Origin of the sequence: Mesorhizobium erdmanii (assembly GCF_013170725.1) — a bacterium.
In the GTDB taxonomy this organism is placed as follows: Bacteria; Pseudomonadota; Alphaproteobacteria; order Rhizobiales; family Rhizobiaceae; genus Mesorhizobium; species Mesorhizobium erdmanii.
Map to the genome: position 1 here is coordinate 992,315 of NZ_CP033361.1, position 14,137 is coordinate 1,006,451.

A 14,137-nucleotide genomic window follows, 5' to 3' on the forward strand; every position below is an offset into this window, starting at 1 on the left:
CTATAGATTCCAGAGGGTGACGGAAGAGTCAAGCAGAGTCACAAGGAATTTATTCCTGCATGGCTTGCCCGTCACCGACGGCATCGGTCCCGTCATTTGCCTCGACCGGTTCGAAAGCCTATATGCCGGGATCAAAGGACAAAGCATGGCTCGCATCTACAAAACCCGCACCTGGCATGGCGAACTCGCGCCCTCGATGGAGGAGCTGGAGTTCCTGGCGCTGGAGGCGTACGCCCATCTGCCGGAGGATTTTCGCAAGCTGACCGGCGAGATCGTCATCCAGATCGCCGAGTTCCCGACCGACGAGATCATGGACGATCTGTCGCTGGAGACGCCCTTCGACCTGCTCGGCCTGTTCGAGGGCCGCGGCATCGCCGAACGCTGGAACCCGCAGACCGGCGAAGGCCCGAACCGCATCACGCTCTATCGCCGCGCCATGCTCGACTACTGGGCCGAGAACGAGGAGACGCTGGGCGACATCGTCACCCACGTGCTTATCCACGAGATCGGCCATCATTTCGGCCTGTCGGATGATGATATGGAGCGGATCGAGGAAGCGGCCGAGTAGGCTATGCCGATATTCAGGTGAGGCCGGTCTGCAAACGGCGGTCCCCTGCGCTTCCCCGTTCTACTGCGTCGCAGTAGAACTGTGCTCACGTAACCAAAAGTACGCTCCGCTCCGGCCTACGCCGGCCGTAGCCTTCATAGAGCGGAGACCCTTATGAGGGCTTCGGCCGGCGAAGGCCGGTTCTCGGGTACCACCCAGTTTGGTCGCTGCGCGCCCGTCTTCGACTCCGACTCGGCCTGACCTGAATCTCGACACAGCCTGCGTCGGCGCTTGTAAAATCTACCAATCACTCAGCTTGGTGTCCGGCCCGTATTCCTGGCCGTCGACATCCTTCACCACGGCCTGGCCGCAGCGCATGGTCTTGGTTTTCTTGTCGTAGGCGTAGGTCGGCGAGCCGAACAGGTGCCAGCCTTTGTTCAGGGCCGCCGTCACCTTGTGGCAGAAGCTGGCATCGTCGGGGGCGGTCAGAAAGCGGTAAAGTTTCATTTTTCAGTCCTGTCGTGAGTAGCCCGCGAGCATAGGGCCGGCATCATGCGCCGATGGCGGCGGCTTTCGCCAGCAGTTTTTCGGCCTGCGCCAGGTGCAGCCGCTCGACCATCCTGCCGTTCAGCGCGATCACGCCTTTGCCGGCATTCTCGGCACGTGAAAACGCGTCCTTTATCAGGCGCGCCTCGGTCAGCGCTGCCGTGGACGGCGCAAAGGCGCGGTTTGCCGCGTCGATCTGGGCCGGATGGATGAGGGTCTTGCCATCGAAGCCCATGGCCGTCGCGTCCGCGCATTCGCGGGCAAAGGCGTCGAGGTCGCGAAAATCATTGGCAACGCCGTCGAGCATGTCGAGGCCACCGGCGCGCGCGGCCAGCACCATCTGCAGCAGCCATGGCACGAGGTAGCGCCGGTCCGGCGTCGCCAGCACACCGGTGTCCTTGGCCAGGTCATTCGTTCCGGCAACGAAACAATCGAGCCGTGAGGCCGGATCGCGACCCAGTTCGGCAATGGCGCCGATGTTGAGCAGCGCCCTGGGCGTCTCGATCATCGCCCACAGCTTCACGCTGTCGGGGGCAGAATTGTCATCGAGCACGTCGCCGACCTCGAGGATATCGCGCGGTGTCGCGACCTTGGACAAGAGGATGCCGTCGGGCTCGAATTTTGCCGCGGCCAGCAGGTCGTCGGCGCCCCATTCGCTGGCCAGCGCATTGACGCGCACCACCATCTCGCAGCGGTGGCCAAGGTGGTTGGCACCAGGGCGGTTGGCGAAGATCGCCGGCAGTTTTTCGCGGGCGGCAACCTTGTCGGCCGGCGCGACGGCATCCTCGAGGTCGATGATGACGGCATCGCAGGACAGCTGCGCGATCTTGGCCAGCGCCTTGTCGTTGGAGGCCGGGACATAGAGCACCGAGCGGCGCGGGCGGTAGGGTTCGGCTGTCATGGCCGATCTATGCCGCGTGTGGACAGGTGAGGCAAGCGCAGAGGGCCGTGCCTGAGATGAGCCAGTCGTCGAAGTTGGCAGCGCCAGGGTCTGGCAAGGGATAGCGGGCAGCACTCCAACGGTGGAAGCGCGGTCCCTGCACGAAAACTGCACAGGCCTGCGGAAAAGCTCCTCGGATCCGCCCTGCCAATTCCCCGCCCGCCTGCGAGACCGGCGGCATGCACAAACGAGCAAAACCCCGTTGGTCCCTGCCACAGCGCCTGCGCAGCGAAGGCTGGTGGCTGGTCGATCCGCCACGCGCGGTTCCCATGGCGACCCTCATCCCTTTCGCCCGCAAGAGCCCGCCGCCAAGGCGGCGATTGGACACCATCAGGAAGGTCAGCTCATGACATTATTTCTCTCAGCAGCACCAAGCTATTGCCGCCGCTTCGGTGTTGCCGCGCTGCTGGTCGTGCTGGCGGATTTCCTCTTCTACGGCCAGCCCGCCGGTATCACCGTCTTCCTTTTCGCCACCCTCATTGCGGCTGCTGTGGTGGCCGTGCATCCAGCGGCCTTCAGCGACGGCAGGGTCTGGCTCAAGCCCGCCGCCTTGCTCGTCGCGCTGCTGCCGCTCACTGAGAATGTCAGCGCCTTGTCGGTGTCGATCGCGCTTGCGGCGCTGGTCGTCTTCGCGCTTTCGTCGAGCGGACGCCTGCGCCACGGCATGGCGCGCATTGCCGGCCAGGTCGCGCTGTTCTGGCTGGCGGTGCCGTTCCGCTTCATCAGGGACTTCATTCGCTGGCGCAGGACGGCGCGCCGGTTCGGCCGGCGCCGCGTCCGGCTGGCGGCGGTCGCGGTGTGGGTGATGCCGCTGACGCTCGGCGCTGTGTTCCTGGCGCTGTTCGGCGCCGCCAACCCGGTCATCGACTACTGGCTGTCGCTAATCGACCTGATGAAACTGCTCGATCTCATCCAGCTGGCGCGGATTGCCTTCTGGCTGTTCGTGCTTGCCGTCGTCTGGGCTTTTCTGCGGCCGCGCCTGCCGCGTTTCTCGAAGCGCGTCTCCCGGCAAAATCCCGCCCTTGCCGCTCAACCGGCGATCAATCCGCAAAGGCATGTCATCGAAGACATCCTGTTCGGCAAGGCAGCCATCCTGCGTGCCTTGCTCGTCTTCAACATTCTGTTCGCGTTGCAGACCGGGCTCGACGCCACCTATCTGTGGGGCGGGGCAGCCCTTCCCGACGGGTTGAGCTACGCCGCCTATGCGCATCGCGGCGCCTATCCCCTGATCGTCACCGCCCTGCTTGCCGCCGGTTTCGTGCTGGCGGCGCTCAGGCCTGGAAGCGAGACTTCGGCCGATCCGCTCATCCGCCGGCTGGTCTATGCCTGGGTGGCGCAAAACATCATGCTGGTCGTCTCGTCGATCCTGCGGCTCGACCTCTATATCGGCATCTATGCGCTGACCTACTGGCGTATCGCCGCCTTCGTCTGGATGGGGCTGGTGGCGGCGGGGCTGGCGCTGATCATCGCCCGCATCGCGCTCGGAAAATCCAACGAATGGCTATCCTCCGCCAATCTTCTGACGTTATCGCTGACGCTTTATGGCTGCTGCTTCATCAATTTTGCCGCCATGATCGCCAATTACAATGTCGACCATTCCCTCGAGATGACCGGCCAGGGCATTCCCCTCGACGCCTGGTATCTGCGCTCGCTCGGGCCGGGCGCGTTTCCGGCGCTCGACCGTTTCTTCGATCACCAGGACAAGACGGCTGCCGCCGGCACTGTGCGCGAACTCGAGGGATTGCGGGACAGCGACGAAGACTGGTATCGCGGCGTCCAGCGGGACTGGCGCGCCTGGAGCTTTCGCGACTGGCGGCTGCTTCGATATCTCGACAGCAAGGGGTCGCCCGTGCTTCCTCAGCCTGCGCAACCTTCCTTGCCGGGCCGCTGACCGATGCCGCATCACATTCTCGTCGCCGACGATGATCCGCATATCCGCGAAGTGATCTGCTTCGCGCTGGAAAAGGCCGGCATGACAACGCTTGGCGTGGCCGACGGCGCCGCCGCCTTGCAGGAAATCGCACGCCGGGCGCCGGATCTCGTCGTGCTCGACATCGGCATGCCGGAGATGGACGGGCTCGAGGTCTGCCGGCGGCTCAGGAACACATCCGATGTGCCGGTGCTGTTCCTGTCGGCGCGCGACGAGGAGATCGACCGCATCCTCGGGCTGGAAATGGGCGGCGACGACTATGTGACGAAACCGTTTTCCCCGCGCGAGCTGGTCGCCCGCGTCAACGTCATCCTGCGCCGTGCCCGCCCGCCGGCGCCCGAACCGGTAGACGACAGGCAGTTCGCGCATGGCAAGCTGACGCTGGCGCCGGCCAGCCACGCGGCCGCCTTCGACGGCAAGCCGCTTGCCCTGACGGGCATCGAGTTCGCGATCCTGAAGGGGTTTCTGGCGCGGCCGGCGCATGTGCTCGACCGCGAGGCGGTAATGGCCAATGCCTATGCCGGCAAGATCCATGTCGCCGACCGCACGGTCGACAGCCACATCCGCAACATCCGCGCCAAGCTGGCGGTGGTGGGGTGCCTCGATGCCATCGAAACCGTGCATGGCGTCGGCTTCCGGCTCGGCCGATGCGGCTGAGGGCCTCGCGCAAATGGATCGGCCGCAAATGGCGGCCACGGCTTGCCACGGTCGTCGTCGCCATCCTGATCCTTGTCATGGCCTTGCCGCTGGTCGGCCTGTTCTTCTTCCGCCTCTACGAGAACCAACTGATCCGCCAGACCGAAGCGGAGCTGATCGCGCAAGGGGCGGCCATCGCCGCCATCTATGCGCGGGATGTCCGCGACGCCGGCATTCCACCGGAAAAGCTCGGCGCGCCGATGCCGCAGGCCGATGGCAGCGCTGGCCGAAGTGCCGATCCGGACGGCCCGTACCGGCCGGTCGAGCCACGCCTCGATCTCGCTTCGGATTATGTGCTGCCGATCCGGCCGGCCGCAGAGCCCGCCACCGCCGATCCCGCCTTCGCCGCGATCGGCGTGCGCCTGTCGGGCATTCTCGACGCGACGCAGAAGACCACGCTGGCCGGCTTTCGCCTGCTCGATCCAAGAGGTGTCGTCATCGCTGGGCGTGGCGAGGTCGGGCAGTCGCTTGGCGAGGTCGAGGAGGTGCGCGACGCGCTGGCCGGCCGCTATGCCAGCGCGCTGCGGCTGCGCATTCCCGACCAGCCCGCGCCACCGCTTTATTCGGTCAGCCGCGGTACCAAGGTGCGGGTCTTCGTCGCCTTGCCGGTGGCCGTCGACGGCCGGGTCGCCGGCGTGGTCTATGTCTCGCGCACGCCCAACAACATCATAAAGCATCTCTATGGCGAACGCGGCAAGGTGACCCTGGCGGCGATCGCCATCCTCGGCGGCACGCTGCTCATCGGCCTCGTCTTCCTGCGCACCGTCAGCCGGCCGATCTATGCGCTGATCGACCGCACGCAACGCATCGCCGCCGGCGAGCGCGACGCAATCCGCCCGCTCGACCATCACGGCACCTATGAAATGGCGGAGCTTTCGGCCGCCTTCCTCGACATGGCGGAAAAACTGCAGGCGCGATCGGACTCGATCCAGACGTTTGCCACCCATGTCTCGCACGAACTCAAATCGCCGCTGACGGCGATCCAGGGGGCGGCGGAATTGCTGCGCGATTCCGGCAGCGCCATGGACGATGACGACCGGCGGCGTTTCTCCAATAATATCGTCACCGACGCCGGGCGGCTCAACCTGCTGGTCCGGCGCCTGCTCGATCTGGCGAAGGCCGAAAATCTTGCGCCCAGCGGCGAAAGCACCTCGATCAATGCCGCGCTGGCGCTGCTGCCCGTGGACACCAGGCTGACGGTTCGCGTCGAGGCGGGCGGTGATCGAGCCTTGCGCATCTCGGCCGAGAACGCGGCTATCGTGCTCGCCAATCTCATCGACAATTCCGCTAGGCACGGCGCGACGCTGGTTTCGATCGCCACGACAAGCGATGGTGGCAAGGCAACGGTGCTGGTGAGCGACGATGGCGACGGCATTTCGCCAAGCAACCGGGCGCGTATTTTCGAACCGTTCTTCACCACCCGGCGCGATTCGGGCGGCACCGGCATGGGCCTCGGCATCGTGCTGGCCCTCCTGAAAGCGCATGATGGCTCGATCGGGCTGGTTGACTCCGAACGCGGCACGCGCTTCGAGATCATTCTGCCGGCGGCGTAGAGAGGCCGGCGGCCGGATCGGAGAAAAAATGCGCTACGACATCGTCATCATCGGCGGAGCCATCGTCGGGTCCTCCATTGCCTATTATCTGCGCGAGGAAGGGTTTTCCGGCTCCATCGCGCTGATCGAACGCGATCCGCAATTCGCCCATGCGGCGACGACACTGTCCATGGCCTCGATCCGGCAGCAATTCTCGATCCCTGAAAACATCCGGCTGTCGCAGTTCACGCTGAAACTGTTCCGGCGGCTGAAGGAGACCTTCGGCACCGATGCCGATATCGGTTTTCGCGAAGGCGGCTATCTCATTCTGGCCGGCGAGACCGGCCTGCCGATCCTAAAGGCCAATCACGACGCGCAGGTGGCCGAGGGCGCCGACATCGTGCTCGAGGACGCCGGCCAGTTGACGCGGCGCTTCCCCTGGCTGTCGAGCGAAGGCATTTCCGCCGGCGCCTATGGCCGCAGCGGCGAAGGCTGGTTCGACGCGCACGCCATGCTAACGCTGTTCCGCAAGGCGCTGCGCGACAAGCAGATCGATTTCATCACCGCTTCGGTCACCGGCATCGTGCGCGACGGCAACCGCGTCACCAGCGTCTCCCTCGACAATGGCCAGACGCTTGAGGCCGGCATCGTCGTCAACGCCGCCGGGCCGAATGCCGGCAAGGTCGCGGCTCTTGCCGGGCTGGCGCTGCCGGTCGAGCCGCGCAAGCGCAACGTTTTCGTTTTCGAGGCGCGCGAGAAATATGCCGACATGCCGCTGTTGGTCGATCCCTCCGGCATTTATGTGCGCCCGGAAGGCTCGGTCTACCTTACTGGCGGCGCCGAACCGGAAGAGGGCGACGGCCCCGCCGACCCTGCCGATTTTGAGGTCGACTGGCCGCTGTTCGAAGAGGCTATCTGGCCGGTGCTGGCGACCCGCATTCCCGCCTTCGAGGCGATCAAGGCGACGCGCGCCTGGGCCGGGCACTATGACTACAACACGCTCGACCAGAATGCGGTGATCGGGCCGCATCCAGAGGTCGGCAATTTCATCTTCGCCAACGGATTTTCCGGCCACGGCCTGCAGCAGGCGCCGGCGGTGGGCAAGGCGCTGGCGGAGTTTCTGGTGCATGGCGGGTATCGGACGATCGACTGCTCGGCGTTCGGGTATGAGCGGGTAGCGGAGGGCAGGGCGTTCCGGGAACTGAATGTGATCTAGAGGCGGGTTTCTTCCCTTCTCCCACAAGGGGAGAAGGAAGAGGAGTCTGGGCAACCACGGCATCGACAGCAAGAGCGTTGCCAAGCGCATGTCCGGCAGCCGTGTTGTCGAAAATGCCCCAGACCTCGGCGCCCGACGCGGCCGCTGTTTGCACCTGTTGCCTGATCCGGGCGAGGCTTTCGGCGTCGTAGTCCGAATAATAGACGCGCGGCATGCCATGCCAGCGGAAATAGGCGAGGCCGGCCCAACCGCCCGGCACCGCTGCCGCAGGGACCGGAGCGGGATCGGCGGCAACGCGCGCGATCCGCCGGCCGGCCAGAAGGGCTTCCGCCTCCGCTTCGAACCAGCTCGCGTGGCGCGGCTCGCATGCCAGTCTTGCCTTTGTTCGCTTGCTGAGCATATCGAAGAAGCCGCCTGCGATGTCCGGCTCGTAGGGCAAGCTCGGCGGCAACTGCACCAGAAGCACGCTCAGCTTGCCGCCGAGGCCCTCGACCTGCCGGAGAAACGCGTCGGCAAGAGCTTCGCAATCCGCGAGACGATGCTCATGGGTCATGGCTTTCGGCATCTTGACGGCAAAGCGGAAGTGCGCCGGCACGGAACCCGCCCAACGTTCATAGGTCTCGCGGCGATGCGGCTTGTAGAAGGAGGTGTCGATCTCGACGATCGGAAAGTGCCTGGAATAGCGTTCCAGATGTGAGCCGGGCTGCGGGAATTCTTCCTTGTATCGGCTTGGAATTCCCCAGCCGGCCGTGCCTATGAAACATACCTGCTTTTCCATGCATGGGATGTGGACCAGATGAGGCGCCGGTCAAGACAAGCTGCGACCGCTGCTCAGGCCGCCGCCAGTCTCCCGGCCGCGGCATCAGCCTGCAGCCAGATCAGAACCCGCCCCCAACCCTCGGCATGCTCGGCCGCTGCGTCGCTCAGCCCGGCAAAACCGCCATGGCAGATGGTGAGGCGTGTGCCCTCGGCGATCGGCTGCAGCAACCAGGCGACCGTGGTTTGCCGCCGGCCGAGTGTCGGATGGTCCCAATGATAGGCCCGCGTCTGCACGATCCGGCGCGACGCTTCGATCTCCAGGAATTCGCCGGCGGCCGGCAGCTCCCTGCCATCGGCCGTCTGGACGATAATGCTCCAGCGGCCGCCGACACGAAGGTCGGTCGACCAGTCGACCATCCGGCAGGTGTCTGTGGACCCCCACCACTGCTCCACGTCCTTGCCGACCAGCGCAGGGAAGATCCGCTCGGGAGGCGCCTCGATGGTGGCCGAAGCCATGATCGTCTCGCCATTGGTCATGCTCCGCACACTGGAGAAATGCATCATGACTCTCTCCTCAGAAATTGTTCCGCTATCGAACGAGGCTTTCATCCCTTTGACGGCGGACGTTCGAAGCCCTTGCCGGTCTCGAGCAGGCTCTTGAGGCTGGCGAGCACCAGCGGCCAACCCTTGGCGACGTTGCCGATCAGCCTGTGCGGCCCGTCCGCTTCGTGGGTGACGGCAAGCTTCATCAGATCGCCGTCCTGCTCGATGGCGAAGGTGCAGCGCGTGTAGCCGTCTTCCTTGATCTCCGGCATCCATTCATTGCGCCATTTGATGACCAGGCGTCGCGGCGGGTCGATCTCGAGGATTTCGCCCGAGTCGGCAATGCTGCCGTCAGGGAAGATGAGCTTCCAGCTGGAGCCGACCTTCCACTCGCTCTCCTGATAGGAGCAGAGGAAGAACTGCCGGTTGAATTCCGCGTCGGTCAGCGCCTCCCAAAGTTCTTCGGGCGTGGTGCGGATGTAGGTCACGTAGACGAAGGTGTTGTTGCTCACGGCTCTTCCCTTTCGAGGCGTTTCTTCAAATTGCTGAGGGCGTCGAGACGCCCCCGTTCGAATTTGCCGATCCAGCGCTCGGCGATCTCGTTGATGGGAACGGGGTTGAGGTAGTGCTCCTTCTCCCGGCCCCGCCGAAGCGTGGTGACGAGGTTGGCTTCCTCCAGGATCGCCAGGTGCTTGGTCACCGCCTGGCGCGTCATGTCCATTTCCGCGCACAGCGCATTCAGCGTCTGCCCGTTCCTGGCATGGAGGCTGTCCAGCAATTGCCGGCGTGTCGGGTCGGCCAGTGCGCGAAAGACGGCATCCATGCTCATGGCTTTAATATGCAACCATTTGGTTGCATGTCAAGTGGCTGGCGAATCACGAAAAGTTTGCCTGCCCATCAGGCAAGGCGATCGTGAGTGGAAAGCGTCAGCGCTTGCGGGAGAACCAGAATGCGTCGGCCATGCGCTTCATGCCGATGCGCTCGTAGAAGCCGACGGCGTCGGGCATGGAGATCAGGCTGATGGCGACGGACGGCCCGAGCCGGCGCCGGGCCTCGGCCATCAGGCCCTTGCCGATGCCAAGCCCCTGCGCCGACTGGGAAACGGCGAGTTCGGAGATGTAGCAGACCCAGGAAAAGTCGGTCATTGCCCTGATAACGCCGACCACCGGCTTGCCCGCCACATCGAGACGTGCCGTCAGCACCAGATTGGCGCCTGACAGCATCGCTCGCAGTCGCGCTTCGTCATCGACGGGGCGCGTCTCGCCGAGGCCGGATTCCACCAGCACGCGGCGGAATTCGGCGACGTCGAGCGCGGGTTCATGTGCGTAGAGAATCCGGGAGTTCTCGGCCATGACCGCCAGACTGCACCATAGGTCGGCGAATTCGAAGCTAGTTTCGCGCCGAGGCCACTTTCGGGCGATATGCGGTCTGGCTTGGGCAGCACGAACAGTTGCCTTTTATTTGCCCGCGGCTTTGTGTAAACCGTGCCTCGGCAAATCCCCGCAACGAAAACACGGGCCAAAGGCAATGGAAAAATTCACCAAACTCACCGGCGTCGCCGCTCCGATGCCCATCGTCAATGTCGACACCGACATGATCATCCCGAAGGATTATCTCAAGACGATCAAGCGCACCGGGCTTGGCACCGGGCTGTTCGCAGAAATGCGCTACAACGACGACGGTTCGGAAAATCCGGATTTCGTGCTCAACAAGCCAGCCTACCGCAAGGCGCAGATCCTGGTCGCCGGCGACAATTTCGGCTGTGGTTCGAGCCGTGAGCACGCGCCGTGGGCGCTGCTCGATTTCGGCATACGTTGCGTCATCTCGACCTCGTTCGCCGACATCTTCTACAACAACTGCTTCAAGAACGGCGTGCTGCCGATCACCGTCAGCCCCGAGGATCTGGAGAAGCTGATGGACGACGCCTCGCGCGGCTCCAACGCCACTTTGTCGATCGACCTCGAAGCCAAGGAAATCCGTGGCCCCGATGGCGGCGTGGTCACCTTCGACCTCGACGACTTCAAGCGGCACTGCCTGCTCAACGGGCTCGACGACATCGGGCTGACCATGGAGAAGGCCGGCGCCATCGCCTCGTTCGAGAAGAAGAACGCCGAACAGCGCCCCTGGGCCTGAGCGGCGCCGTCCGACGACAGGCCCGGCCTTTCGAGGCCGGGGTCTTGGCGACTGAAGGGAGGGACAGTCATGGCACGTTCACTTCTTGCCGGCGTTTGCGGGCTGGCCATTTTGGTGGTGCCCGCCACGAGCGCGGTTGCGCAGACACAGACACCCGCCGCGCAACTGGCGCCCTCGACAGCCCAGAAGCCGGCCGACCAGCCGGCGACCGACCAAAGCGGGTCGAGCACCAGCGATGCGGCGCCCGCCGACGATGACAAGCAAGCGCCGATACCGTTCGAGGGCGGCCAGTTGACCATCACGCAGCCGGAGCAGGACGGCGACAAGGTGCTGGCCTATGACGGCAAGCAGCTGGCCAGCAACTACGATGTCTTCTTCGACAAGGTCGTGAAGATCGGCGACGTCAACGTAGCGCTGGTCGATGTCGGCGACGGCGGCAATCAGTGCGGACCGGCCAAGGTCATCGTCTGGAAGCCGAAGGACGGTGAGATAAGGACGACGACGGTCGAGCAGGACGAATGCGGCGCGCCACCGGCCGCGATCTCCGACAGCGCCATCTATTTCGTGCCTTATTTGTTACCCGGCGATACCAAGCCGGCGCTGCAGTGGTCACCCACGGAGGGGCTGACGATCTCGGGCAATCTCACCTACACGCCGGAACCCGGCACCGACTGGAAGGACATCGATCCGTCGAAATACGACAACATCATCGACGCCTTCCACAACGAGGCCGTCTACAAGGAGGCCGTGAAACTACTCGGCAAGGACATGCCCGACATGGCGACCAGCCTGCTGGTCGGCGGCGGCACGGAAAAGACGGCCTCCGGCGCTTTCTACGCCACCGGCTGCGTGCCGCACGACTGCGGCGGCAATGACGGATTCATGGCGGTCGATCCGGCCAAGCACACGCTCTACTTCGCCCGCCGTGGCGACAATGGCGAGCCTCAGGCATGGCCGGCGGTCACGACCTGGCCGGCCGACATCAAGAAGGCGCTCGACGACGCGCAGGGGTCGGCGAATTAGCCGAAGCCCTTCTGTGATGCCGCGATCCTTCGCGCCCCCCTCTTTCCTGCCGGACATCTCCCCCACAAGGGGGGAGATCGGCTATTTCGGGCGCTCCGCCCATTCCTCAACATATGAGATTGGCGAAAGCCGGCGTGATGTCTGATCTCCCCCAAGTGGGGGAGATGGCCGGCAGGCCAGAGGGGGGCGCTGTCCCGCCGCCATCAAAGTTTTGCACCGCCAGTCTACGCTCCCTGGCTCACGACTGGATCGCTCGCGCGGTTCAGAATGACCAAACCAACCGCGAGGCCTCCCATGCGCAAACTCATCTCCACCGGCTCGCCGTTCGAAAAGACCGCCGGCTATTCGCGCGCGGTGGTGCAGGGCGACTGGTGCTTCGTCTCCGGGACCACCGGCTATGACTATGCCACCATGACGATGCCGGACGGCGTCGAGGCGCAGACGCGCAACTGCCTGGCGACGATTTCCAAAGCGCTTGCCGACGGCGGCTTTGACATGGCCGACGTGGTGCGGGCGCATTACTACATCACCGACCAGGCCTTCGTGGATCTGGTCTTCCCGATCCTCGGCGAGACGTTCGGCGACATCCGGCCGGCGGCGACGATGATCGTCTGCCAGCTCAACAAGCCGGAAATGAAGATCGAGATCGAGGTCACGGCGCTGCGGCGGTCCGCATGACGGTCCTACGCATCATCGCCAACATCGCCACGCCCGATGTCGCGGCGGCCAGGCGTTTTTACCAGGACGTTCTCGGCCTCGAACTGCTGATGGATCATGGCTGGATCGCCACCTACGGTTCGTCCGGAACGATGGCGGTACAGATCAGCTTCGCCGAACAGGGCGGCTCCGGCACGCCAGTGCCCGATTTGTCGATCGAGGTCGATGATGTCGACGAGGCGCTGGCCGCCATGAAGGCCGCCGGCTTCGCCATCGAATACGGACCGGCCGACGAGCCCTGGGGCGTACGGCGCTTCTATGTGCGCGATCCGCTGGGCCGGCTGGTTAACATTCTCTCGCATCGGTGAATGCGCTTCTCAAGCGCAGGCTTGCGCCGCAAGCGCTTGGCGTTTAGCAAGGCCGCGGTAGCACAGCGCCGCGCGCCTCTTGGCGCGTAAAGGACGCTGTGCAAAGTCAAAACGCATTCTTTTTCTGGGACGGTTTTCTCCATGGCAACGAAACATCTTTTCCTGCTCCCCGGCGACGGCATCGGCCCTGAGGCCATGGCCGAGGTCAAGAAACTGATCGCGGCCATGAACGAAAAGCTCGGTAGCGGCTTCGTTACCGATGAAGGCTTGGTGGGCGGCTGCGCCTACGACGCGCATGGCGCGGCCATTTCCGATGCCGACATGGCAAAGGCGATGGCGGCGGACGCAGTGCTGTTCGGCGCCGTCGGCGGGCCGAAATGGGATGCGGTGCCTTACGAAGTGCGTCCCGAAGCCGGCCTGCTGCGGCTGCGCAAGGACATGGAGCTGTTCGCCAATCTGCGCCCCGCCATCTGTTACCCGGCGCTGGCCGCATCCTCCTCGCTCAAGCAGGAGGTGGTCGAAGGCCTCGACATCCTCATCGTGCGCGAACTGACCGGCGGCGTCTATTTCGGCGAGCCCAAGCAGATCATCGATCTCGGCAACGGCCAGAAGCGCGGCATCGACACGCAGGTCTACGATACGTTCGAGATCGAGCGCATTTCGGGCGTCGCCTTCGAACTGGCGCGGACCCGCAAGAACCACGTCACCTCGATGGAAAAGCGCAACGTCATGAAGTCGGGCGTGCTGTGGAACGAGGTCGTCACCCAGACCCACAAGGCACGCTATTCCGACGTCAAGCTCGACCACATGCTGGCCGATGCCGGCGGCATGCAACTGGTGCGCTGGCCGAAACAGTTCGACGTCATCGTCACCGACAATCTGTTCGGCGACATGCTGTCCGACATCGCCGCCATGCTGACCGGCTCGATCGGCATGCTGCCGTCGGCCTCGCTCGGCGCGCCTGACGCGAAAACCAAGAAGCGCAAGGCGCTCTACGAGCCGGTGCACGGCTCGGCGCCCGACATCGCTGGCAAGGGCATCGCCAATCCGATCGCCATGATCGCTTCCTTCGCCATGTGCCTGCGCTATTCCTTCGGCATGGTCGAGGAAGCCGACCGTGTGGAGGCTGCGATCGCCGCCGTGCTCGACCAGGGCCTGCGGACGAAGGACATCATGTCCGAAGGCATGACCGAGGTCGGCACGGTCCAGATGGGCGACGCCATCATCGCCAGGTTCCTGGCTTAACC

At 64.4% G+C, this 14,137-nt stretch carries 16 protein-coding genes and 1 pseudogene; 10 read left to right on the plus strand and 7 right to left on the minus strand.

The features are described from left to right. Window positions 1-145 precede the first annotated feature (145 nt). On the plus strand, window positions 146-568 hold the full coding sequence (locus EB233_RS04625) for a metallopeptidase family protein (RefSeq protein WP_027055474.1): 423 nt from the start codon (window positions 146-148) through the stop codon (window positions 566-568). Window positions 569-847: 279 nt separating this feature from the next. On the opposite strand, the gene EB233_RS04630 is transcribed toward EB233_RS04625, so the two are convergent. Both EB233_RS04630 and EB233_RS04635 read right to left on the minus strand, forming a co-directional pair. Then, the gene (locus tag EB233_RS04630) at window positions 848-1,054 is read right to left on the minus strand and encodes a DUF1737 domain-containing protein (protein ID WP_015314987.1); all 207 of its coding nucleotides are present in this window, start codon (window positions 1,052-1,054) and stop codon (window positions 848-850) included. 43 nt (window positions 1,055-1,097) lie between these two features. Further along, a complete protein-coding gene (locus EB233_RS04635; RefSeq protein WP_064990961.1) occupies window positions 1,098-1,994 on the minus strand; it encodes an HpcH/HpaI aldolase/citrate lyase family protein in 897 nt (298 codons plus the stop codon). Between the two features lie 385 nt (window positions 1,995-2,379). Here EB233_RS04635 and EB233_RS04640 point away from each other — a divergent pair, with 385 nt between their 5' ends. From EB233_RS04640 to EB233_RS04655, 4 genes are read left to right on the plus strand one after another with little or no spacing between them, the layout of a single operon-like run. After that, window positions 2,380-3,924 (plus strand): DUF4153 domain-containing protein, encoded by a 1,545-nt coding sequence (locus tag EB233_RS04640; RefSeq protein WP_064990962.1) that lies wholly within the window; start codon window positions 2,380-2,382, stop codon window positions 3,922-3,924. Window positions 3,925-3,927: 3 nt separating this feature from the next. Beyond that, on the plus strand, window positions 3,928-4,620 hold the full coding sequence (locus EB233_RS04645; RefSeq protein WP_064990963.1) for a response regulator transcription factor: 693 nt from the start codon (window positions 3,928-3,930) through the stop codon (window positions 4,618-4,620). Further along, window positions 4,611-6,212, plus strand: coding sequence for an ATP-binding protein (locus EB233_RS04650; RefSeq protein ID WP_064990964.1), 1,602 nt, complete (start codon window positions 4,611-4,613; stop codon window positions 6,210-6,212). The genes EB233_RS04645 and EB233_RS04650 overlap by 10 nt, the downstream gene beginning before the upstream one ends. Window positions 6,213-6,240: 28 nt before the next feature. Then, window positions 6,241-7,407 carry an NAD(P)/FAD-dependent oxidoreductase gene (locus tag EB233_RS04655; protein WP_064990965.1) on the plus strand — a complete coding sequence of 389 codons (1,167 nt, stop codon included), beginning with the start codon at window positions 6,241-6,243 and terminating at the stop codon, window positions 7,405-7,407. Window positions 7,408-7,534: 127 nt separating this feature from the next. On the opposite strand, the pseudogene EB233_RS04660 reads toward EB233_RS04655, so the two are convergent. From EB233_RS04660 to EB233_RS04680, 5 genes and pseudogenes are all read right to left on the minus strand, one after another. Continuing rightward, a pseudogene (locus tag EB233_RS04660) lies at window positions 7,535-8,185 on the minus strand (DUF72 domain-containing protein); the annotation flags it as partial. Window positions 8,186-8,238: 53 nt separating this feature from the next. Continuing rightward, entirely contained in the window at window positions 8,239-8,730 is a 492-nt protein-coding gene (locus tag EB233_RS04665; protein ID WP_064990967.1) for an SRPBCC family protein, read from the minus strand. 41 nt (window positions 8,731-8,771) lie between these two features. Beyond that, on the minus strand, window positions 8,772-9,221 hold the full coding sequence (locus EB233_RS04670; protein WP_064990968.1) for an SRPBCC family protein: 450 nt from the start codon (window positions 9,219-9,221) through the stop codon (window positions 8,772-8,774). Beyond that, on the minus strand, window positions 9,218-9,532 hold the full coding sequence (locus EB233_RS04675; RefSeq protein ID WP_064991233.1) for an ArsR/SmtB family transcription factor: 315 nt from the start codon (window positions 9,530-9,532) through the stop codon (window positions 9,218-9,220). Before EB233_RS04675 ends, EB233_RS04670 begins: the two co-directional genes overlap by 4 nt. Before the next feature lie 103 nt (window positions 9,533-9,635). Continuing rightward, complete coding sequence (locus EB233_RS04680; RefSeq protein WP_064990969.1) at window positions 9,636-10,061, minus strand: GNAT family N-acetyltransferase; 426 nt, start codon at window positions 10,059-10,061, stop codon at window positions 9,636-9,638. A gap of 175 nt (window positions 10,062-10,236) precedes the next feature. Here EB233_RS04680 and leuD point away from each other — a divergent pair, with 175 nt between their 5' ends. From leuD to leuB, 5 genes are all read left to right on the plus strand, one after another. Further along, window positions 10,237-10,842 (plus strand): 3-isopropylmalate dehydratase small subunit, encoded by a 606-nt coding sequence (leuD, locus tag EB233_RS04685; protein ID WP_064990970.1) that lies wholly within the window; start codon window positions 10,237-10,239, stop codon window positions 10,840-10,842. Window positions 10,843-10,911: 69 nt separating this feature from the next. Then, entirely contained in the window at window positions 10,912-11,865 is a 954-nt protein-coding gene (locus EB233_RS04690; RefSeq protein ID WP_064990971.1) for a hypothetical protein, read from the plus strand. A 294-nt stretch (window positions 11,866-12,159) separates the two neighbouring features. After that, window positions 12,160-12,543, plus strand: a complete 384-nt coding sequence (locus tag EB233_RS04695; protein ID WP_064990972.1) for a RidA family protein — start codon at window positions 12,160-12,162, stop codon at window positions 12,541-12,543. Next, the gene (locus EB233_RS04700) at window positions 12,540-12,890 is read left to right on the plus strand and encodes a VOC family protein (protein WP_064990973.1); all 351 of its coding nucleotides are present in this window, start codon (window positions 12,540-12,542) and stop codon (window positions 12,888-12,890) included. The genes EB233_RS04695 and EB233_RS04700 overlap by 4 nt, the downstream gene beginning before the upstream one ends. A gap of 141 nt (window positions 12,891-13,031) precedes the next feature. Further along, window positions 13,032-14,135, plus strand: a complete 1,104-nt coding sequence (leuB, locus tag EB233_RS04705) for a 3-isopropylmalate dehydrogenase (protein ID WP_064990974.1) — start codon at window positions 13,032-13,034, stop codon at window positions 14,133-14,135. Window positions 14,136-14,137 lie beyond the last annotated feature (2 nt).

What these genes read in the sequence shown, in the direction of transcription:
- leuB (WP_064990974.1), top strand. Translation starts at nt 13,032, where the DNA reads ATGGCAACGAAACATCTTTTCCTGCTCCCCGGCGACGGCATCGGCCCT.
- EB233_RS04650 (WP_064990964.1), top strand. Translation starts at nt 4,611, where the DNA reads ATGCGGCTGAGGGCCTCGCGCAAATGGATCGGCCGCAAATGGCGGCCA.
- EB233_RS04635 (WP_064990961.1), bottom strand. Translation starts at nt 1,994, where the DNA reads ATGACAGCCGAACCCTACCGCCCGCGCCGCTCGGTGCTCTATGTCCCG.
- EB233_RS04655 (WP_064990965.1), top strand. Translation starts at nt 6,241, where the DNA reads ATGCGCTACGACATCGTCATCATCGGCGGAGCCATCGTCGGGTCCTCC.
- EB233_RS04665 (WP_064990967.1), bottom strand. Translation starts at nt 8,730, where the DNA reads ATGATGCATTTCTCCAGTGTGCGGAGCATGACCAATGGCGAGACGATC.
- EB233_RS04690 (WP_064990971.1), top strand. Translation starts at nt 10,912, where the DNA reads ATGGCACGTTCACTTCTTGCCGGCGTTTGCGGGCTGGCCATTTTGGTG.
- leuD (WP_064990970.1), top strand. Translation starts at nt 10,237, where the DNA reads ATGGAAAAATTCACCAAACTCACCGGCGTCGCCGCTCCGATGCCCATC.
- EB233_RS04675 (WP_064991233.1), bottom strand. Translation starts at nt 9,532, where the DNA reads ATGGATGCCGTCTTTCGCGCACTGGCCGACCCGACACGCCGGCAATTG.
- EB233_RS04680 (WP_064990969.1), bottom strand. Translation starts at nt 10,061, where the DNA reads ATGGCCGAGAACTCCCGGATTCTCTACGCACATGAACCCGCGCTCGAC.
- EB233_RS04625 (WP_027055474.1), top strand. Translation starts at nt 146, where the DNA reads ATGGCTCGCATCTACAAAACCCGCACCTGGCATGGCGAACTCGCGCCC.
- EB233_RS04700 (WP_064990973.1), top strand. Translation starts at nt 12,540, where the DNA reads ATGACGGTCCTACGCATCATCGCCAACATCGCCACGCCCGATGTCGCG.
- EB233_RS04630 (WP_015314987.1), bottom strand. Translation starts at nt 1,054, where the DNA reads ATGAAACTTTACCGCTTTCTGACCGCCCCCGACGATGCCAGCTTCTGC.
- EB233_RS04695 (WP_064990972.1), top strand. Translation starts at nt 12,160, where the DNA reads ATGCGCAAACTCATCTCCACCGGCTCGCCGTTCGAAAAGACCGCCGGC.
- EB233_RS04645 (WP_064990963.1), top strand. Translation starts at nt 3,928, where the DNA reads ATGCCGCATCACATTCTCGTCGCCGACGATGATCCGCATATCCGCGAA.
- EB233_RS04640 (WP_064990962.1), top strand. Translation starts at nt 2,380, where the DNA reads ATGACATTATTTCTCTCAGCAGCACCAAGCTATTGCCGCCGCTTCGGT.